At 68.2% G+C, this 19,857-nt stretch carries 21 protein-coding genes and 1 pseudogene; 7 read left to right on the top strand and 15 right to left on the bottom strand.

Annotated elements, in window-relative coordinates:
- Positions 1-30 precede the first annotated feature (30 nt).
- From RM1_RS19120 to RM1_RS19110, 3 genes are all read left to right on the top strand, one after another.
- Complete coding sequence (locus RM1_RS19120; protein ID WP_072753307.1) at positions 31-864, top strand: glutamate ABC transporter substrate-binding protein; 834 nt, start codon at positions 31-33, stop codon at positions 862-864.
- A gap of 82 nt (positions 865-946) precedes the next feature.
- Complete coding sequence (locus RM1_RS19115; RefSeq protein ID WP_072753306.1) at positions 947-1,627, top strand: amino acid ABC transporter permease; 681 nt, start codon at positions 947-949, stop codon at positions 1,625-1,627.
- Entirely contained in the window at positions 1,624-2,514 is an 891-nt protein-coding gene (locus RM1_RS19110) for an amino acid ABC transporter permease (protein WP_072753305.1), read from the top strand. The genes RM1_RS19115 and RM1_RS19110 overlap by 4 nt, the downstream gene beginning before the upstream one ends.
- A 9-nt stretch (positions 2,515-2,523) precedes the next feature.
- Here the strand turns inward: RM1_RS19110 and RM1_RS19105 are convergent, their stop codons facing one another.
- The 3 genes from RM1_RS19105 to RM1_RS19090 all read right to left on the bottom strand — a co-directional run bounded on the left by RM1_RS19105 (position 2,524) and on the right by RM1_RS19090 (position 6,666).
- A complete protein-coding gene (locus RM1_RS19105) occupies positions 2,524-3,414 on the bottom strand; it encodes an alpha/beta fold hydrolase (RefSeq protein WP_072753304.1) in 891 nt (296 codons plus the stop codon).
- A 1,192-nt stretch (positions 3,415-4,606) separates the two neighbouring features.
- Positions 4,607-5,248, bottom strand: coding sequence for a dihydrofolate reductase family protein (locus RM1_RS19095; protein ID WP_072753303.1), 642 nt, complete (start codon positions 5,246-5,248; stop codon positions 4,607-4,609).
- Positions 5,249-5,409: 161 nt separating this feature from the next.
- A complete protein-coding gene (locus RM1_RS19090) occupies positions 5,410-6,666 on the bottom strand; it encodes an alpha/beta hydrolase family protein (RefSeq protein ID WP_072753302.1) in 1,257 nt (418 codons plus the stop codon).
- Positions 6,667-6,725: 59 nt separating this feature from the next.
- Here RM1_RS19090 and RM1_RS19085 point away from each other — a divergent pair, with 59 nt between their 5' ends.
- Entirely contained in the window at positions 6,726-7,277 is a 552-nt protein-coding gene (locus RM1_RS19085) for a helix-turn-helix domain-containing protein (protein ID WP_072753342.1), read from the top strand.
- Positions 7,278-7,543: 266 nt separating this feature from the next.
- Here the strand turns inward: RM1_RS19085 and recX are convergent, their stop codons facing one another.
- From recX to RM1_RS19055, 6 genes are all read right to left on the bottom strand, one after another.
- Positions 7,544-8,092, bottom strand: a complete 549-nt coding sequence (gene recX / locus RM1_RS19080) for a recombination regulator RecX (RefSeq protein WP_072753301.1) — start codon at positions 8,090-8,092, stop codon at positions 7,544-7,546.
- Between the two features lie 7 nt (positions 8,093-8,099).
- Positions 8,100-9,143 (bottom strand): recombinase RecA, encoded by a 1,044-nt coding sequence (gene recA, locus RM1_RS19075; RefSeq protein ID WP_027499482.1) that lies wholly within the window; start codon positions 9,141-9,143, stop codon positions 8,100-8,102.
- 234 nt (positions 9,144-9,377) lie between these two features.
- Positions 9,378-9,572 (bottom strand): DUF3046 domain-containing protein, encoded by a 195-nt coding sequence (locus tag RM1_RS19070; RefSeq protein WP_027499481.1) that lies wholly within the window; start codon positions 9,570-9,572, stop codon positions 9,378-9,380.
- A 22-nt stretch (positions 9,573-9,594) separates the two neighbouring features.
- The gene (locus tag RM1_RS19065) at positions 9,595-10,743 is read right to left on the bottom strand and encodes a glycosyltransferase (protein WP_072753300.1); all 1,149 of its coding nucleotides are present in this window, start codon (positions 10,741-10,743) and stop codon (positions 9,595-9,597) included.
- Positions 10,744-10,780: 37 nt separating this feature from the next.
- Positions 10,781-11,179, bottom strand: a complete 399-nt coding sequence (locus RM1_RS19060; protein ID WP_072753299.1) for a low affinity iron permease family protein — start codon at positions 11,177-11,179, stop codon at positions 10,781-10,783.
- Positions 11,180-11,194: 15 nt separating this feature from the next.
- Positions 11,195-12,178, bottom strand: coding sequence for an LLM class F420-dependent oxidoreductase (locus tag RM1_RS19055; protein WP_174562974.1), 984 nt, complete (start codon positions 12,176-12,178; stop codon positions 11,195-11,197).
- A gap of 184 nt (positions 12,179-12,362) precedes the next feature.
- Here RM1_RS19055 and RM1_RS19050 point away from each other — a divergent pair, with 184 nt between their 5' ends.
- Positions 12,363-12,983 carry a pyridoxamine 5'-phosphate oxidase family protein gene (locus tag RM1_RS19050; RefSeq protein WP_072753297.1) on the top strand — a complete coding sequence of 207 codons (621 nt, stop codon included), beginning with the start codon at positions 12,363-12,365 and terminating at the stop codon, positions 12,981-12,983.
- Here the strand turns inward: RM1_RS19050 and RM1_RS19045 are convergent.
- The 5 genes from RM1_RS19045 to RM1_RS19030 all read right to left on the bottom strand — a co-directional run bounded on the left by RM1_RS19045 (position 12,980) and on the right by RM1_RS19030 (position 16,890).
- The gene (locus RM1_RS19045; protein WP_072753296.1) at positions 12,980-13,534 is read right to left on the bottom strand and encodes a DinB family protein; all 555 of its coding nucleotides are present in this window, start codon (positions 13,532-13,534) and stop codon (positions 12,980-12,982) included. The genes RM1_RS19050 and RM1_RS19045 overlap by 4 nt on opposite strands.
- A gap of 256 nt (positions 13,535-13,790) precedes the next feature.
- Entirely contained in the window at positions 13,791-13,925 is a 135-nt protein-coding gene (locus RM1_RS27080; protein WP_281252185.1) for a hypothetical protein, read from the bottom strand.
- Between the two features lie 5 nt (positions 13,926-13,930).
- Positions 13,931-14,401, bottom strand: coding sequence for an Imm44 family immunity protein (locus tag RM1_RS19040; RefSeq protein WP_072753295.1), 471 nt, complete (start codon positions 14,399-14,401; stop codon positions 13,931-13,933).
- 363 nt (positions 14,402-14,764) lie between these two features.
- A complete protein-coding gene (locus tag RM1_RS19035) occupies positions 14,765-16,270 on the bottom strand; it encodes a glycerol-3-phosphate dehydrogenase/oxidase (RefSeq protein WP_072753294.1) in 1,506 nt (501 codons plus the stop codon).
- 8 nt (positions 16,271-16,278) lie between these two features.
- Positions 16,279-16,890: a TetR/AcrR family transcriptional regulator gene (locus tag RM1_RS19030; RefSeq protein ID WP_072753293.1), complete on the bottom strand. Its 612-nt coding sequence runs from the start codon at positions 16,888-16,890 to the stop codon at positions 16,279-16,281.
- 86 nt (positions 16,891-16,976) lie between these two features.
- Here RM1_RS19030 and RM1_RS19025 point away from each other — a divergent pair, with 86 nt between their 5' ends.
- Both RM1_RS19025 and RM1_RS19020 read left to right on the top strand, forming a co-directional pair.
- Complete coding sequence (locus RM1_RS19025; protein WP_245816476.1) at positions 16,977-18,557, top strand: FAD-binding oxidoreductase; 1,581 nt, start codon at positions 16,977-16,979, stop codon at positions 18,555-18,557.
- Positions 18,554-19,438, top strand: coding sequence for a diacylglycerol kinase (locus RM1_RS19020; RefSeq protein WP_072753291.1), 885 nt, complete (start codon positions 18,554-18,556; stop codon positions 19,436-19,438). The genes RM1_RS19025 and RM1_RS19020 overlap by 4 nt, the downstream gene beginning before the upstream one ends.
- A gap of 64 nt (positions 19,439-19,502) precedes the next feature.
- Here RM1_RS19020 and RM1_RS19015 read toward each other — a convergent pair.
- Positions 19,503-19,857 (bottom strand): annotated as a pseudogene (locus RM1_RS19015) (PIG-L family deacetylase); the annotation flags it as partial.

Genomic DNA, 19,857 nt, shown 5'->3' with positions numbered 1-19,857 from the left:
ACCACTGTTCTGACCACAGAGAGGAACACCATGAGGATCAATCGCGCACTACGACTCGGCGTCGGCATGGTCGCGATCGCCGTCGTCGCCACCGCGTGCGGCGGCGACGAGCAGAAGAGCGCCTCGGAGAGCGCCGAGAGCGGCAAGCTCACCGTCGGCATCAAGTACGACCAGCCCGGCCTCGGCCTGCGCAATCCGGACGGCACGTTCAGCGGCTTCGACGTCGACGTCGCCACCTACGTGGCCGACAAGCTGGGCGTACCCGCCTCCGGCATCACGTTCAAGGAATCTCCCTCCGCCCAGCGCGAGACGCTGATCCAGAACGGCGAGGTCGACTACATCGTCGCGACGTACTCGATCACCGACGCCCGCAAGGAGAAGGTCGACTTCGCGGGCCCCTACCTGACCACCGGCCAGTCGCTGCTGGTGCGCTCGGACAACACCGACATCACCGGCCCCGAGTCCCTCAACGGCGGCAAGAAGCTCTGCTCGGTGACCGGGTCGACGCCCGCGCAGAAGGTCAAGGACACCTACGCCAAGGAAGTCCAGCTGCAGGAGTTCGACACCTACTCGGCCTGCGTCGAGGCGCTGCGCAACGGGGCGGTGGACGCGGTGACGACCGACGCGGTCATCCTGGCCGGCTACGCCGCCCAGTACCCCGGCCAGCTCAAGGTGGTCGGGCAGCCGTTCACCACCGAGAACTACGGCATCGGTCTCGCCAAGGGCGACACCGAGACCCGCAACAAGATCAACGACGCGATCGAGGAGATGATCGCGGACGGCTCCTGGAAGGCCTCGCTGGAGAAGAACGTCGGCCCGTCCGGCTACCCGATCCCGGCTCCGCCCACCGTCGACCGCTACTAGTCGCCGACCACCGCCGACGGGACCGGTCCGACCGGTCCCGTCGGCGGCCGTCACCGCACCATCTGCCCCGGGGAGAGGCCACGTGGACATACTCAGTGAGTATTGGGATCAACTGATCTCCGCATTCTGGATGACGATCAAGCTGACCGCGCTGTCCGCGGTGGGCGCGCTCGTCCTCGGCACGATTCTGGCCGCCATGCGCGTCTCCCCCATCCCGGTGGCCCGGTGGATCGGCACCGCCTACGTGACCATCTTCCGCAACACCCCCCTGACGCTGATCATCATCTTCTGCTCGTTCGGCCTGTACCAGACGATGGGCGTCAGCCTGGCCCCGGAGAACTCACCGACCTTCCTGGTGGACAACAACATTCGGCTCGCGATCCTGGGCCTGAGCGTGTACACCGCCGCGTTCGTCTGCGAGTCGCTGCGCGCCGGGATCAACACCGTGCACGTCGGGCAGGCGGAGGCCGGACGCTCCCTCGGCCTCACCTTCGCGCAGAACCTCCGACTGATCGTGCTGCCGCAGGCGTTCCGGTCCGTGATCGCGCCCCTGGGCAGCGTCCTGATCGCGCTGACCAAGAACTCGACGATCGCCTCGGTGATCGGAGTCGCCGAAGCGTCGCTGCTGATGAAGACGATGATCGAGAGCGAGGCCGCGATCTTCGTGGTCGGCGGCATCTTCGCCCTCGGGTTCGTGATCCTGACCCTGCCGATGGGCCTGCTGTTCGGCTATCTGGGCAAGCGGCTGGAGGTGGCCCGATGACTGCCGAACCGACCCTCCTCTACGACGCCCCCGGCCCGAGGGCTCGCAATCTGTACCGACTGCTGTCGGTGGCGGTAGCGGTGGCGCTCGGCGTCGTCGGATACCTCGTCTACCGCGCACTGGACGCGAAGGGCCAGCTCACCGCCGAGAAATGGAGCCCCTTCACCGACTCCACCTCGTGGACGACGTACCTGCTCCCCGGCATCCGGGGCACGCTCATCGCCGCGGCCATCTCGATCGTGCTCGCGCTGATCCTCGGCGCGGTGCTCGGCATCGCCCGACTGTCCGATCATCGGGTGATCCGGGGCACGGCCGGCTTCATCGTCGAACTGTTCCGCGCCATCCCGGTGCTGATCCTGATGATCTTCGCCTACCAGCTGTTCGCCGACTACCAGGTCTTCAAGGCGAAGTACCTGGCACTCGCGGCGGTTGTCACCGGACTGACGCTCTACAACGGCTCGGTCATCGCCGAGATCGTCCGCGCGGGCATCAGGTCGCTCCCGAAGGGCCAGACCGAGGCCGCGAAGGCGCTCGGCATGCGCAAGAGCATGATCATGCGGACCATCCTTCTGCCGCAGGCGGTGACCGCGATGTTGCCCGCGATCATCTCCCAGATGGTGGTCGCGCTGAAGGACTCCGCGCTCGGTTACCTCATCGGCTACATCGAGGTGGTCCGTTCCGGGCAGCAACTCGGCTCGTTCTACGGCAATTACCTACCGGCGTTGCTGGTGGTGGCCGCGATCATGATCGTGCTGAACTCGGCGCTGACGATGCTGGCCACCCGGGTCGAGAAGCGTTTGCGTACGGGCAGGCGTGGGAAGGTGAGCGCGGTTCCCGTCGGCGGTGCGGCCGCCGCCGCACCGGGCATCGACATCACCGGCGACTGACCCGGGGGCTCAGTTCGCCTCCGGCGCAAGATCGTCCGCCACCAGTGCGAGGATGTCGTTCGCGTGACTGAGGGCGATGAAGTGGCCACCACCGCTGATCGGGTGCCAGATGGCTCCCGGCGTCCTGTCCGCCACCGTCTTGTTGATCACCTCGGGCACGAGGGTGTCGGCGCTGCCCTGCCAGAAGTGGACCGGGCGCGCCACGTCGGTCATGTCGAACGGCCATGCCACGTAGAGCATCGTGGCGTCGACCACTAGTCCGCCTGCGCCCTGCCGGAAGCACTCTCGACTCGCTCCCAGGAACAACCCGAGGACCTCCTCGCCCGCCAGCACCTCTCGATCCGCGGCACCGACCGACTTGGTGATGGCCTTCGCGTAGCGATCCTCGAAGTGCGTGGCGCTCATCCCGAGCAGCTCGTACATGAGCGTGAAGCCGGGATGGAAGTGAAGCGCAAGGCGACCGCCCAGCGCGTCCACACTGCTCAGGTACTTCGCTGCCCAGTTCGCTCCGAACGTGCCGTAGTTGCCACCGGCAATGCACGTGACGTGGGCGAGGCGCGCGGGCTCCAGGTAAGCGGCGGCAGCGAGGGCCCACGGCCCACCCTCGGACCAGCCGGTCACCGCGAATCGGTCTGCGCCCATGGAGTCGGCCAGCCGCAGGAGATCATCGGTCCAGCCCTCGAAGGTGCGGCCCGGCTGAGGATCTGACCCGCCCATGCCCGGCCGATCCGGGCACACGAACCTCAACCCGTTGGCCTTCGCACCACGATCGAACAGCTCGGCCTCCAGCCGACTCGAGGGTCCCCCGTGGTTGTGCAGCACGAGTGGACCGCCCGGGTCACCGGCTTCGAGGTAGGTGATGGTCCGGCCACCGACCCGGATACTTCCCTCGCTTGTCACGTGGACTCCTCACAGTGTGGGCCGGACACCACAACTGGGTAGGTCCGGCGTCGAAACTGCAGGTACTCCGATCGACTCCATGCTAAGCATGACCCACACCTTGTCTCGGCTGAAAGGGATATCGCCGCCATCGATTCGTGAGACGGTTCGTGGATCGACGCGCGGGCGACAACCGTTCGGGCCGTCGCGCTACGCGGCGACGCGCGTCAGGGGACGACCACGTCAGTCGAGACGGGAATGCTCGGGCCATCGGTCCGCATGGTGAGCCGAACCCGTCCCGGGCCGGTACCGACTTGCATGACCGTCGGGAAGGAACTCGTCTTGGAGGCGGGTATGTACCGACTCGCTGTGCCACTCTGACCGGTGTCGAGGTTCCGCCAATCGATGACTGCAGTTACGTTGCAGGCCAGGGTGGTCGACCCCCACTCGCCCAGCGGCGAGAAGCCCTGCGTGATTCGCAGTTCGACCGAATGGACGGCCCCCGGCACCTCGGAGTACTTCCCCAGGGGTCCGTCGAACGCGGTCCCGGAGGCAGTCAGCATGCCGGCACAGATGCCATCTCCCAGCGTCCAGACCGGCGCCATGTTGACGGGTGCCTGGGCGCACGTTCGTGGTCCGACGTTCGACCACCCGAGCTGGCAGGGATCGGCCACGTCGGTGGCACCGGCTACGCCCGGCGCCGCAACGAACATCGCAGCGCCGATGAGCGCGGTAACTGTGGCCGAGGTAGTTCTGTATGAAATTGACATGCCCTAAGCATCGTTACGTGCTCCGCATCCTGTAGGCGTTTGCCCCGCATTCCCGGATTGTGAGAAGTGTTGGTACGAAGAGCACTATTGCCTCGCCAGCACCACCTGGTCCATCCCGCTGATTGCCGCGTACCTGACCCGCACGTCGCTGCTCGACGAGCTCAGAAGAGCGGGAACTCTGCCTGGCACGGGAGGGATCCCCTGTATTCCCCAAGGGTCCTAGGCATTCGAACACGGACGATACTTGGTGCGGGCCGACGGGGGCGTCGGCCCGCTCCATCTCAAGGATCGCCAGAGCCTTTCGTCCGGTCGCGCCGGTGTGGGTCCCATGTGGTTGGTAGAGCACGGTGGAGCAGTGAGATCGGTCCGCTTTGGACGAGCCGACGCATTCGCCAGCTCCTCGCATCGAGGGCCCGCTCCGGAGTGCGGAGCAGTCCGGAGGGTCACTTTCGCCAGAATAGGTGGTGGGTCACACCGCTCGGGCTGGGTACGACCTCGAGGTGGAATCGGTCGAGTAGATCGTCGGGTGACTCCCAGAGTTGTAGTCCGGATCCGAGTTTCACCGGTGAGACCGCCACGTGCATGGTGTCGACGAGGTCTGCGTCGAGGAACTGTCGGATGGTGGCAACCCCGCCGCCGAGTCGGACGTCCTTGCCCTGAGCCGCCTCGCGCGCCTGCTCGAGGATGGTGGCTGGGTCACTGTCGACGAAGTGGAACGTGGTGTCGGAGAGTGAGAAGGAGGGACGCTCGTGGTGGGTCATGACGAACACTGGGGTGCGGAACGGAGGCTCGTCCCCCCACCAGCCACGCCATTCGAGGTCGCTCCAGGGCCCGCGGTGGGGCCCGAATTTGTTGCGGCCCATGATCTCGGCACCGATGTTGCGTGCGTAGTCTCGAGTGAAGTAGTCGTCGAGCCCGCGGCTTCCGCCGGGGTCGGTGCGCATGGGCCAGCTGGCCGTGGCGCCGGCCCACGCGAACATGCGACCGGGGTCGAGGCCGAACGGACACTCCAGGCTTTGGTGCTCACCGGCACCGATACCGTCACTCGAGACGTTGAAATTCTGGACTCTCAGTAGCTGTTTCACTCAGTTCTCCCACACTCTTGATGATGGATACCTAAGTTGAGACTCCCCGCGTCCGAGAAACTCATCGCGCGCCGGAAGGTGACTCATCACAACCTGCCGAAATGGACACGCGAGCGGTATCAGTCGCTTGGGGACGGCCGGATTCCCTAGGAGCCATCGGGTCAGTATTCGACGGACGGGTCCGCCAGCCACCTGGCGACGTCCTCGACCACCTCGGGGTCGACATGCTGGGCTCGCGCATAGTCCGCGGGCACCGACGGGCCGGTGCCGGCGAAGAACAGATGGTCGTCGGCGTCGTAAACGCGGATCATGACATCCGGCCGGTGCGCCAGCCCCGCCTGCCACCGTGCGAGATCGTCCGCGACGGTCACCTGATAGTCGCGGCCACCCTGGAGAATGAGCATCGGCCGCTCGAGCGCCGCCGACGCGGCAACGGGGTCGTAGCCGCGCAGGTCCAGCCAGTAGGAGCCCGGCCATTGACCGAGAGGCAGGTCCGCGGCAGGAGTGTCGAGGGACAGGGCCGGGCTGTCGACAAGCGCGGCCTGGCGCGTGATGGTCTCCTGGAAGTCCACCATGGATGGGTCACCGGTCAACGCCGCGAGGTGGCGGACCACGCGTATGGCGGCTCGGTGCATCGGCTCAGCATCCCCGGCCATGATCACCATCCCGGCCACCGACGGCTCGGCCGCCACGACCCGTGGCGCCACCTTCCCCCCCATGCTGTGCCCGGCCACGAAGACCCGGGCGACGTCAACTTCCGGCCGGCCCTGGAGCAGTCGTACCGCCGCGACGGCGTGCGGCACGTATTCCTCGCTCATCGTGAAGTTCTCGAGTTCGGCCACCCGGGCGGGGTGCGCATACGTCATCTTGTCGAACCGCAGCACCGCCACCCCCGAGGAGGCCAGCCCCCACGCCAGGTCCTTGAGTGGTTTGTTCGGGCCGCTGGTGGCGTCGCGGTCGAATGGCCCTCCCCCGCTGAGCAGAACGACGCCGGGCCACGGGCCGGTGCCTCGCGGCAGGCTCAGCGTCCCGGGCACGGCCAGCGGCCCGGAACCGACCGTGACCTCCTGCTCCTCGAACCGTTCGGGGTCGGCGTACGCCGGAGCCCCCCAGTCCGCAACCGCGAACCGCAGGCCGGTCAGCATCCCGTCGCCGTCCAGCGACAGCATTACCGTGAACTCGCCGTGGTCGCCCGCCACGGGCACGCGCACACTGCCGGACTCCGCCTCGCTGGGCTCATCCAGAGCCTCGCCGACGGCCGAGGCGACTCCCCTTCGTCCCACCTGGCCTGCCCATGCCTCACGTAGCGCAGTGGCGGAGACCTGTGACCGCAGCGGCGCCGCGAACAGATCAGCGACCTCGCCGAAGCGCCCCTCGCAGAGCATGCGCACCACCGCACTCGGATCCGTGTCCCCCATCGCATCTCCTACCATTCTCGATTCTTGCGAAAGGTAGCATGACATGAGACCGTTTGGTGGTGGACCCTCTTGAGCTCCTCGGACATCCAGTACGGCTGCGCATCGTCCACGTGATGCGCGGACGGACATTGACGACCGCCCAGCTGTGCGAGCGCATCCCCGACGTCTCCAAAGCGACGGTCTATCGGCACATCGACCTCCTATCGGCCGCGGGGATCCTGGAGGTGGCCGACGAACGACGCGTCAGAGGAGCTGTGGAACGCCATTACCGGCTCCGCCAGGACCCCGTCGTGATCGACTCCGACATCGTCGCGTCACTCACCGCCGACGACCACCGGCGCACCTTTGCCGTCGCCATGGCCACCCTCCTCGCCGAGTTCAACGCCTACCTCGACCGCGATCCCGACCCGACGGCCGACCTCGTCGGCTACCGCCAGCACGCCGTCTGGCTGAGCGAGGACGAGCTTGTCGCACTCATCGCCGACCTCCAGCGCGTCCTCATTCCGCGCCTGAACAACCTGCCCGCGGACGACCGCGATCGCTACCTGCTCAGCCCCATCCTGTTCCCCGCCGAGGAATCTCCCTCGGCTGGCCTCCCCGGCACCAACTAACTGCTCCCGTCGGCCCGGTCCAGATCCCGCAGGCCCTCGTCCACCGTGGGGAAGTGGATGTCGCGACCGCCGCCGCAATGGCCCGCACCCAGGGGCGCTGACCTGCTGGCTGCGAGGAATCTGGAAACCTGACACTTTGCCCCTGAGGCAGGGATCGCCCCGGTCGGTCGGCAGGAAGCCGCCGACCCTCCTGTGGTCGCCTCCGGAACACTACGAAGCCCGTCGGTTAGAACGCGACCCCGCACCCGCTATGTAAGTCGGACGCCCTAGCCGTCGAGCTCCGAACCCGCCTGCGCGAGTTCACTCTTCACCACGTCGAAGGCCATCGACTGCGGATAACCGCGACGGGCGAGCATGGACACCAGCCGGCGCACGGCCCGGTCGCGTTCGCTGCTGCGCCCGCCCGGCCCGTCCACCTCGAAGTCCAGGGACATGGTGCGCAGTTTCCGTTGCACCAGTTCGATGGCGCGGGCGCGCTCGTCGTCACCGTCGATCTGGTCCAGCGCCTGCGCGGCGATCTCCGGTGCGACCCCCTTGGTGCGCAGTTCCATCGCCAGCGCGCGCTTGCCCTTGCCGGAGAAGGTGTGCCGCGAATGCACCCACTGGGCGGCGAAGGACGCGTCGTCGACCAGGCCGACCACGGTGAGTCGATCGAGCACCCGCACGGCGACATCCTCGTCGAAGCCCTTGTCCGCGAGCTTCTTCGCCAGTTCTGCCCGGCTACGCGCCCGATCCGTCAGGAGGCGCAGGCACAGATCCTTTGCCTGCGCCTCCTGAGCGGCCGGCGTCCGGGTGTCATCGTCACCGGAGCGCACGGTGGACCTAGAAGTCGACGGGGGCAGCAGGCGCCTCGTCCGCCGTCACGTCGGCGCCGATGCCCAGCTTCTCCTTGATCTTCTTCTCGATCTCGTCGCGGATGTCGGTGTTCTCCAGCAGGAACTTCCGGGCGTTCTCCTTGCCCTGACCCAACTGGTCGCCCTCATAGGTGAACCAGGAGCCCGACTTCCGAATGAAGCCGTGCTCGACGCCCATGTCGATCAGCGAGCCTTCCTTGCTGATTCCGTGACCGTAGAGGATGTCGAACTCGGCCTGCTTGAACGGCGGCGCCATCTTGTTCTTGACGACCTTGATGCGGGTGCGGTTACCGACCGCATCGGAGCCGTCCTTCAACGTCTCGATTCGCCGGATGTCCATCCGGACGGACGCGTAGAACTTCAGCGCCTTACCACCGGTGGTGGTCTCCGGCGAGCCGAACATGACGCCGATCTTCTCGCGCAGCTGGTTGATGAAGATGACGGTGGTGCCGGAATTGCTCATCGCGCCCGTGATCTTGCGCAGCGCCTGGCTCATCAGGCGAGCCTGCAGACCGACGTGGCTGTCGCCCATCTCGCCCTCGATCTCGGCGCGGGGCACCAGCGCCGCCACCGAGTCGACGACCAGGATGTCGAGCGCGCCGGAGCGGATCAGCATGTCCGTGATCTCCAGCGCCTGCTCACCGGTGTCCGGCTGGGAGACCAGCAGCGCGTCGGTGTCGACGCCGAGCTTCTTGGCGTAGTCCGGATCGAGCGCGTGCTCGGCGTCGATGAAGGCCGCGATACCGCCGTTGGCCTGCGCGTTGGCGACCGCGTGCAGGGCAACCGTGGTCTTACCCGAGGATTCCGGACCGTAGATCTCGATCACGCGACCACGCGGCAGACCGCCGATGCCGAGGGCGACATCCAGCGCGATCGACCCGGTCGGGATCACCGCGATGGGCTGACGGGACTCGTCACCGAGGCGCATCACCGAACCCTTGCCGAAGTTCTTGTCGATCTGCGCCAGTGCGAGCTCGAGCGCCTTGTCGCGATCGTGTGCCTGTGGTGCCATCTTCGGTTCTCCTTAAGTCAACGACTCGTCCAGCGATCTGGGGTTCATCAGCGATCTGTTTCAAGCGATGCCGTCACGTTAGAGCGGGGTACCGACAAGTTCGTGATCAGTCGACTTGTCCAGGAACAACGTCGCCGATCCGTTCGATCACCGAACACAACCCCAGCATAGGGGAACACCTGTTCGAGTCAACCTCCGCGGCGGCGTGGCGCCGGTCCGATCGACGGACCCGGTTCACCAGCGGGCGCGCGGGACCTCGAACTCGGCACACAGCGCACGCCAGACCTCGCGGGGATCGCGACCAGCCTCGATGGCCTCGGCCGCGGTCTTGCCGCCGAGGCTGATCAGGACGTGGTCCACCAGCAGCGAGTCGCCGTACAGCCGGCCGAACTCGCCGTGGACCATCTCGTTGAACTCGGTCAGTCGCACACGGCAACGGTAGCGCGCATCGTCACCGGGCCGCCGCCCTGCACACCGCCACCGGGTCCGTCACCTCCGTCAGGCCCGCCGCCGCGCTCGCCGCGGCCGCACCGAACCCGGGTTCGGAGAGCACTCTCAGGACGGCAGCGCGCAGGGCGTCCACCCCGAGTGGGCGCACCACCACCGCGCTGCCCTGCCTGGTCGCGCGGTTCGCCAGTTCCCACTGGTCTCCTCCCCCGGGCACCGTGACAGCGGGGACCCCGGCCAGCAGGGTCTTGGCGAGCATCCCGTGCCCGCCGCCGCACACGACCGCGGCGGACTGCGCGAGCAACGCGTCCTGCCTGCCCAGCCCCGCGCGAGCCCAGTCCGGCAGCCCGGTCGGCGGCTCGTCGAGCATCGAGGCGACCACCCGAACCCCCGCGCCGTCGAGGGCCTGCAGCGCCGTCTCCAGCATGCCCTCGGCACCGGTGAACGCGGTCGAGGGCGCGATCATCACCAGCGGCTCGTCGCCCGGCGGCGGCGTCAGCAGGTCCGCGGTCGGCTCCCACAGCAGCGGACCGACCACGTGCGCGTTCTCCGGCCAGTCCGGCCGCGGCACCTCCAGCGCGGGCAGCGTCGCGATCAGCCGGGCCACCGGGCCGGGGTCCGTCGCGGGCAGCCCGACCGTGACCCTTGCCTCGGAACGCTGTCGCAGGCCCTGCTTGATCGACCGGCCGGTCGCCGCCCGCATCAGCGCGTCGCGGGTCTTCCCACGCAGGCCCTCCCCCGGTGCGAGGCCGCTGCCGATGGGCGGCAACCCCTTCGAGGCCGAGTACAGCGGGTGCGGCGACAACTCCACCCATGGCACGTCGAGGCGTTCGGCCGCCATCCCGCCGCCCGCGGTGAGGATGTCGGAGACGACCAGGTCCGGGAGCATGGCGCTCAGGTCCGGCAGCACCTCGGTCGAGATGTGCGCCGCCCGCGAGTGGATCCGCTGGCCCGCGTCCATGTCGTCGTCCTCGGGCCGCGGCGCCAGGCCCTTGAGCTTGCGCGCCGTGATGCCGGCCTCGCGCGCCGCCTCCAACCACCGGACACCGGTGAAGAGAACCGGATCGTCGCCGGCCGCAATGAATCTCAGGCAGAGCGCGATGGCTGGAATGGCATGACCCGGATCCGGTCCGGCGACGACGGCGACTCGCATCCGATCAGCGTGCCACAGCGGCCGGAGCTCCCCGACGTCAGTGACGCGCTTCGAGGCCGACGGCGTCGCGGAGCCGAGACGCGGCCTCGCCAAGGGCCGGATCGTGCACCGCCGACGAATCCATCAGCGCGGCCAACGCCTCGGCGATGACATTGAGCTTCTCCTGCGCGGCCTCGTCGGCCCGGCGGCTCGCGTTCTCCAGCAGCACCACCAGCAACAGGGTGAAGACGCTTGCGACGGTATGGATGGCGACCTGCCACGTCTTGAGATCGGTCCACACCGGAATGCTGACCAACCAGAGCACGACCACCCCGACGCACACGAAGAAGAAGGGTGCCTGGCTGGCCCGGAGCTGGGCCTGCTCGACAAACCGCTCGAACACGGAACGCCGGTCCCCGCGCCGCCTGGTCTGCGCCGCATCACTCCTTTGCTCCATCCCGCTCGCCTCCTCCTAGCTGCGCACCAACCCGCCGAGCGTCCGGCCCGCCAGCTCGACGATGCCCGGCTCGTGGCCGTTCGCGACCAGATTGATGACGACGCCGTCGATCCCGCGATCGAGGACCCGCGAGGCGATCTGCTCGGCCACGTCGTCGGGATCGCCGACGAACTGCCGGTCCGTGGCGGCGGCGCGTTCATCCTCGCCGAGTGCGTCCAGGTCGAGCCCCCGGCTGAGCAGTAGGTCACGTTGCAGCCTGCGGGCGCGATCGCCGTCCTCGTCGATGATCACGAACGCCAGGAAGCTCGTCTCCAACGTGCCGCGGTCGCGGCCGATCTCCGCGCAGCGCGCGGCGAGCGCATCCAGCTTGCGGGGCAACTCGGTTGCGTTGCAGATGATGTTCAGGTGATCGGCATAGCGGGCCGCATAGCCGAAGGTCTTCTTCTCACCGCCGCCGCCGAGCAGCACCGGCAGGTCGTCGCGGATGCGGGGCTCGTTGATCGCGCCCTCGGTCCGGTACCACTTGCCCTCGAAGGTCGGCCGCTGCCCACGCAGCATCGGCACGATGATCTCCAGCGCCTCACCGAGCCGCTCGAAACGATCGGTGAAAGTACCGAATTCATAACCGAACTGTTGGTGTTCGAGCTCGAACCAGCCGGCGCCGATGCCGAGCACGGCCCGACCTCCGCTGACCACGTCCAGGGTGGTCACCGTCTTCGCGAGCATAGCCGGGTTCCGGTAGGTGTTGCCGGTGACGAGCGCCGAGAGCTGAATGCTCTCGGTCGACGCTGCCAGGCCTGCCAGCGCCGTATAGGCCTCGAGCATAGGTTCGTCGGGCTCCCCGATGCCGGGCAGCTGATAGAAGTGGTCCATCACGAAGGCGGTGTCGAATCCGGCCGCCTCGGCCTCGCGGGCCTGCGCGATCACGGTGGGGAACAGCTCCCGTACCGACCGCGAGTAGCTGAAGTTGGGCATCTGATATCCGAGTCGAATGCTCACGAATCCCGACGCTACTCCCGGCGGGCCGGGCGCGCGCGGCATCGAACGCCGCCTCGGCGGACCGGGGCCGGCCACACCAAGGGTGACGGATTCTCACCCGAGGGTCGCTGGTGGCGGGCACGGGCCGGACGGAGCATGAAGGTGATGGCTTCGCACCACATGCCTCGGCTCCAGGAGAACCACGATGTCCAGCGCCGAACCCCCGACCAACGGCACCGACGGCGAGCGGGTGATGCAGGACGAGCTGGGGACCTCGTTCCGCGCCGACCGCTTCTACGCCCGCCAGATGCGCACCCGCCTCAACCCCGCGATGATCGAGTTCATCGCAAGAATGGACCTGCTGTTCATCGGCACGTCCGCGTCGGATGGATCGTGCGACGTGTCGCTGCGGGCGGGCCCAGCGGGATTCGTCCAGGTCTTCGCCCCTGACCTCATCGGATATCCCGAGTACCAGGGCAACGGGGTGATGGCCAGCCTCGGCAACATCATCGAGAATCCGCACATCGGCCTGTTCATGGCGGATTTCGTCACCGATCTGATCGGCCTGCACGTCAACGGCGCGGCACAGATCGTCACCGATGACGACATTCGGCACACGTACCCGGACCTTCCGATCGAGCGGGTACGCGGCCGCCGTGCGGAGCGTTGGGTCCTCGTCCGCGTCGAGGAGGCATACATCCACTGCCGCAAGCACATCCCCCGATTGGTGCCCGTCGACCGGGTCCGCTCGTGGGGCACCCACAACCCGGAGCACAAGGGCGGCGACCACTTCGGAGTCGCCGCCGAGCGCACCCTCCCCCGTTAGAACTCCATGCCCGCGTCGGCCCCCATCTGCATGGTGGTGTTCCCGCCGTCGAGCGACTCACGGATGATGTCCGCGTGGCCCGAGTGCTGCGCGGTCTCCCGGAGGATGTGCAGCAGGATCTTTCGGGCCGTCCACCACTCGCGGTCGGGGGCCCACGGCGCGGTCGGCATCGGGATCAGCGCGCCCAGGTCCGGCAGTCCCGCCACCGCGGCCTCGGTCGCGCGTGCGACGGCCGCGTAGTCCTCGAGCAGCGCGGCCAGCGTGGCGTCCTCGCCGACGGTCCACGCCTCGGTGGCGATCTCCATGTCGAACTCGGCGTTCTCGTCGGGCTCGATCATCGTCTCGATCCAGTGTCGCTCCGTGGCGGCGACGTGCTTGATGAGGGCCATCAGGGTGAGTTCGCTTGCCGTGGAGCGCGTTCGCGCCTGCGCGTCGTCGAGCCCGCGGACCGTGATGAGGAACGTCTGCCGCTGGTCGGCCAGCATCGCCAGGATGTCGGCGTGCTCGCCGGTGACGGTGGACTGTGCGGCGGTGTTCTGAACGGTGCTCATGTGATCGGCCTTCCCTTGTCTGTTGGTAGGGATGACGTTACGAGCCATTGCGGTCAGAAACAGTCCTCAATTGCCGGAGTGTCGAGATGCAGCGAAGATTAGCGAAACGCGACGCTGGATTAACTAGGCAGGACGCGAAGGGGCCACGTCCTACGCTGCGCTCCGTTCAGCGCCCAGACTCGGGATCAATGGCCGACTATCAGGATGCACCGGCACTCGATTGGGAGCGCGGCGAGGATCGCGTCGACGACAGTGATCACAGCCTCGCGCCACACTTCCTGCCCTGCCCCAGTCCTTCCCAGTCGAGCCAGGTCAAGGCGTCGACGGCGGCGTCCTCGTACGTTTCTCGGGCGGCGGCTTCGATCATCACGCCACGGGCGGTGTTGGTCACGGCGGCTAGCGATTCCCTTGCTGCTTGATTTCTTCAAATCTTTCTCTGAGCAACGGAATGAACGCAACGGCATCAAAGTCTTGGAAGCGGTCTTTGTACCTCATGAGGGCTTGCTCGAGATGATTCACGATATCGTCGCAAAGCTGTGTCCTCGTCCCCCTCTCCGATAGATCCTCATACTCGTCTACGACGAGTATCTGATCGACCAGAAGCTTGTCGTCCTTCTTGATATACCGAGCAAGCGACCTCAGGTTGCCCTTCTCGACATTGATCTTGTGATAGAACCGCAGGATCAGCCCGAGTGCAATGTGACTGAACTGGGAATCAAGGTTCCGCAATTGGGGAGCAATTCGATCCTGCCAGGCGTAGTCATTCAGGCTGTTGAGAACGCCATCCAGGATGTTCTGGTTTATAGTGGCCTTTTCTGCCGTTTTCCCGCCTTGTGAATCATAAGTGATCTTCAAGAAGATTCCCATAATTAAATCGCCCTTCTTCGTCGCCGACTATTCTTTGCGGTTCACCTGCGCGGTGCGAGCGTGTCTGACTTCCCTACCGCGTCGTCAGCATCCACGACGACGCTTAGGGTGTCGCGCGACAGACCGGACGCCCAACGCGCAGTGGCCGCTCACCCCGACCGAGGTGGGCGGCCACTGTCCTTCGCGCCGACAGCACAACAGGAAAACGCCGCTGTCCCACACTGCACCGGACGGCATCGCACGACCCACATCAGCGACACAGCGCGACACGCCCGGAATCCGTCAAAGTGGAGCAGCGTGTCCTGCGAATCCTCGCTGCATCTCGACACGGAGCCCCGAAGAAAGAGCTGAGGATCCCTGCCGTCAGCGGCCCAGCGCGGCCTCGGCGGCCGCCATCGCCCGTTCGCGATCCGCGGGCACCAGCCCGATCCGGGTCCTGCGGTCCAGCAGGTCGTCGACGTCGAGGGCGCCCTCGTGGCTGACCGCGAAGGCCAGCTCGGCGTGCGTGACGTCGATGCCCTCCGCGATCGGGGCGAGCTCGCCCGCCGCCGCCACCTGGGCCGACTCGCCGCCGTACCGGGCCACGAGCGAGGCGGGCAGGTCGCCCGTGACCGGTCCCGCGCCGACCACGGGGAGCTTCGTGGTCACACACGGTCCCGCCGTGAGACCGCCGGCGCGGACGGCCGCGTCGACCGCGTCCTGGGCCATCTTGCGATAGGTGGTGAGCTTGCCGCCGACCACGCTGATGACGCCGTTCGACGAGCGGAGCACAGCGTGGTTGCGCGAGAGATCGGCGGTCTCGCCCTCTCCGGTGTCGAGCAGCGGCCGCAGACCCGAATAGGTGGCGAGCACGTCCGCCCGGGTCAGCGGCGTACCGAGCGCGGTGTTCACCGTGTCGAGCAGGAAGTCGATCTCGAAGTCCGCGGCCTGCGGCACGTCGGGGATCTCGCCCTCGATCGCCTCGTCGGTCAGACCGAGGTAGACCCGTCCGAGCTGCGCGGGCAGCGCGAACACGAATCGATTGGTCTCCCCCGGGATCGGCACCGTCAGCGCGGCGGTGGGATTCCCCAGCGCCTGCGCGGGCAACACCAGGTGGGTGCCCCGGCTCGGCTTCAAGCGGATGTCGGGATCGACCTGTCCGGCCCACACTCCCGCCGCGTTCACCACTGCGCGCGCCCGGATCGTCAGTTCCTCACCGGTCTGCTCATCGCGCAGCCGCGCCGAGGAACCGGTCACGTCGTACGCGCCGACGCGGGTCAGCACGGTGGCTCCGTGCTGCGCCGCGGTGCGCGCGATGGCCACCACCAGCCGAGCATCGTCGATCAGCTGGCCGTCGTACGCGAGCAGCCCGCCGCGCAGGCCGTCCCGCCGGACCGCCGGCGCGAGCTCCGCGGCGCGGTCGGCGGACACCCGGCGCGAGCGCGGCAACACCTTCGTCGACGTCCTCGCCGTGGCCCGCAGCACGTCGCCCGCCAGGAATCCCGTACGCACCAGGGTCTTCTCGAAGGCCCCGACCGACGGCAGCAGCGGCACGAGCTGCGGCATCGCCCGGACCAGATGCGGCGCGGTGCTCGTCATCAGGATCCCGCGCTCGACGGCGCTCTCCCGCGCGATGCCGACATTTCCCGAGGCCAGGTAGCGCAACCCGCCGTGGGCGAGCTTGGAGCTCCACCGGCTCGTCCCGAACGCCAGGTCGTGCTTGTCGACGAGCACCACCCTCAGGCCGCGCGAGGCGGCGTCGAGGGCGGTACCGACGCCGGTGATGCCGCCGCCGATCACGAGCACGTCCACCGCGGTCCCGTCACCGAGGGCGGACAGTTCCCGGCTGCGCCGGTCCGCGTTCAGCGCCGAGTTCGATTGCTGGTTCACCGTTGCTCCTAGGTAAGGGGTGCTCGTGGACTGAGGTAGGCGTCGACGGCGAGCGCGAGCTCCGCGATCAGCGCCTTCGGGGGCAGGATCTCCGCGACCATGCCTGCGGACTGCACGGCCGACTGCGCCATCAGCAGGATCATGGTGGCGATACCGGTGGCATCGCCCGCGCGGATCGAGCCATCGCGCTGCCCGACCAGGACGACAGGGGTGAGCGTGTCGACGATCGCCCGCTGGCTCGCCCCGAGCCGGTCGACGATGTAGGTGATGAGCAGTTCGGGGTCCGAGCGCAGGATCTTGACGAACAGCGGGTGGGCCCGCACCGTCTCGGCGGTCTCCGCGACGCCGCGCACCAGTTCCTCGCGCGCGGTTCCCGAACCGGACATCACCGGCAGCGCGTGCTCGATCTCCCTGGTCAGCAGGTCAGCGACGACGGCCTTGGTGTCGGGCCAGCGGCGGTACACGGTGGGTCGGCTCACCCCCGCGCGGCGGGCGATCTCGGCAAGGGTGGTCCGCCTCAGGCCGAATTCGAGCACGCAGGCTCGGGTTGCGTCGAGAATGAGGTCGTCGACGGTGGGCGCTGCGGCTGCAGTCTGCGGATCTGCGTTACGGATAGACATCGTATGTAACACTGTAACGCATGTCCGACACCGCAGCTCCGCAATCAGCCCCCACTCCGCAGTTCCCCGACACCGCGGCACCCACCATGGAGTGGGACGCCTGGGGAGTCGCCGAGTTCCGCAAGCAACTCTCGCCGCAGGTGCTCAACCTGCTCCGTTCCGCACTCGGCGTCAGCGCCGAGCAGTCGCCGCCGCCCGAGGAGTCGGCCGCGGTGCTGCGCCCGACCGGCCTGACCGAGGGCCACCGGACCGAACTCGACGACCTGATCGGGTCCGAGCACGTGCGCACCGACGACGCGACCCGGCTCCGCCATGCCGGCGGCAAGAGCACGCCGGACCTGTTGCGCCGCAAGGACACCGAGCCGCAGGATGCCCCCGACGCGGTGGTCCTGCCCGGCTCACACGACGAGGTGCTCGCCCTGCTGCGGTACTGCGCGGCCGAGGCGATCGCGGTGGTTCCCTTCGGCGGCGGCACCAGCGTCGTCGGCGGCGTCGACCCCGCGCGGGGCGGTTTCCACGAGGTGATCGCTCTCGACCTGCGCCGCCTGGACGCCCTGCTCGACCTCGACACCGTCTCCGGCATCGCGATCCTGCAGGCAGGCGTCACCGGTCCGCAGGCCGAGCAGCTCCTCGGCACGCACGGCTTCTCGCTCGGCCACTTCCCGCAGAGCTTCCAGTTCGCCACGATCGGCGGGTTCGCCGCGACCAGGTCCTCCGGCCAGGCCTCCGCCGGCTACGGCCGCTTCGACGACATGGTCCAGCGGATCCGGGTCGCGACCCCCACCGGAGACCTCGACCTCGGCAGGGCGCCCGCGTCCGCCGCAGGACCGGACCTGCGCGAGCTGTTCGTCGGGTCGGAGGGCGCATTCGGGATCATCACCGAGGTGGCCGTCCGGGTGCACCCGATCCCCGAGACCACCGCCTACCGGGCCTGGTCGTTCCCCGATTTCGAGACCGGCGCGGCCGCCCTGCGCACAGTGATCCAGACCGGCGCGACCCCGACCGTGATGCGGCTGTCCGACGAGGCCGAGACCGGCCTGAACCTGGCACTGGCCGGCGACGTCGGCGGCGAGAGCCCCACGGCGGGCTGCCTGGCGATCACCACCTTCGAGGGCACCGCGGCGCACGTGGAGTCCCGGCATGCCGAGGCGTGCGCGCTGCTCGCCGCCGCGGGCGGCACCGACCTGGGCGAGCAGCCCGCCAGGTCATGGGAGCACGGCCGCTACGACGCGCCGTACCTGCGCGATGCGCTGCTCAACGCGGGCGCCATCGTGGAGACCCTGGAGACGGCCACCACGTGGTCGAACCTGTCGAACCTGCGCACCGCCGTCACCACCGCGCTCACCGAATCGCTGACGGCACAGGGCACCCCGGCGCTGGTGATGTGCCACATCTCGCACACCTACCCGACCGGCGCCTCCCTCTACTTCACCGTGGTCTGCGCGCAGACCGCCGACCCGCTGACCCAGTGGGCCGCGGCGAAAAAGGCCGCGGGCGACGCGATCGTCTCCGTCGGCGCCACCATCACCCACCACCACGCCGTCGGGCGCGATCACCGCCCGTGGATGTCGGCCGAGGTCGGCGAGCTGGGCGGACGGGTGCTGCAGGCGGTCAAGGACGCCGTTGACCCCACCGGAATCCTCAACCCTGGCAAGCTGATTCCATGAGATCAGTCACGGTTCTGACGAACCCCGCCGCAGGCAACGGCCACGCCCCGGAGGCCGCAGCGGCCGCGATCGCCCGGCTCCGTGAGCTCGGCGTCGAGGTCTCCGAGATCGAGGGGGATTCCGCGGCCGAGGCGCTCGAGCTGGCCCGGAAGGCGGTGGCCGATGGCACCGACGCGCTGATCGCGGCAGGCGGCGACGGGCTGATCAGCATCGCCTGGCAGGCCCTTGCCCAGAGCGGCATCCCGCTCGGCATCATCCCCGGCGGCACCGGCAACGACCACGCCCGGCTGTTCCACATCCCGGTCGACGACCCGGTCGCCGCAGCCGATGTCATCGCCCGCGGCACCACCGAAACGATCGATCTCGGCAAGGTCGGCGACCGCTGGTTCGGCACCGTGCTGTCCAGCGGCTTCGACTCGCTGGTCACCGACCGGGCGAACCGGCTGCGGTGGCCCCGCGGGCCGATGCGCTACAACGTCGCGATGCTCGTCGAGCTGGCGCAGCTGCGTCCGATCCCCTACCGGATCGTGCTCGACGACCAGACGATCGAACTGGACGCGGCGATGGTCACGGTCGGCAACGGCACCTCCTACGGCGGCGGGATGCTGATCACCCCGAACGCGGAGGTCACCGACGGGCTGCTGGACATCACCGTGGTGGTGGCCGGCAGCCGGCTGCGGCTGGTGCGCCTGTTCCCGACGGTCTACAAGGGCACCCACGTCGACCTGGACGAGGTGCAGACCTTCCGGTCCCGCCGGGTCCGGCTCGAAGCGGCGGGCATCACCGCGTACGCCGACGGCGAGCGGTTCGACCCGCTGCCGATCGACATCGAGGCGGTACCCGGCGCGGGATCCGTCATCGTCGGCGCCCCCGTGCGCTGAGCCGCGCGCCGAACAGGAGTGCCGTGGCGCATGCCGCCATGCACTCCCGTTCGGCGCGTGGACGTCAGAACTGGTACAGCTCGAAACCGACGGCACGATCGGCCGCGAACCCGTCCCTCGGACCGGTCGCCATCTCGATCTGCGCCCGCGCCTGGTCCAGCACCGGGACGTCGCTGAGTGCCTGTAGGTACCGGCTGTGTTCGGCGAGCGAGGCCACCGCGGTGTCGACCGTGGCAGTGACGTCGACGGCATGGGTTGCCCCGATCATGACGTTGACCGCGACCCATCGCACGCCCGTCCACCGCGGTTCGGTGAGCTCGGGAAAGATCCACTCGTTGGCCGCGTCGGACACCGCGTCGAGCACGCTCTGCCCGAGCGCCCGATGATCGGCGCTGTTGAGGAAGCCCGGGCCCCAGGTC

The organism is Rhodococcus maanshanensis NBRC 100610, from assembly GCF_001894865.1.
GTDB lineage: Bacteria > Actinomycetota > Actinomycetes > Mycobacteriales > Mycobacteriaceae > Rhodococcus_G > Rhodococcus_G maanshanensis.
This window is presented reverse-complemented; position numbering and strand designations above follow the sequence as displayed.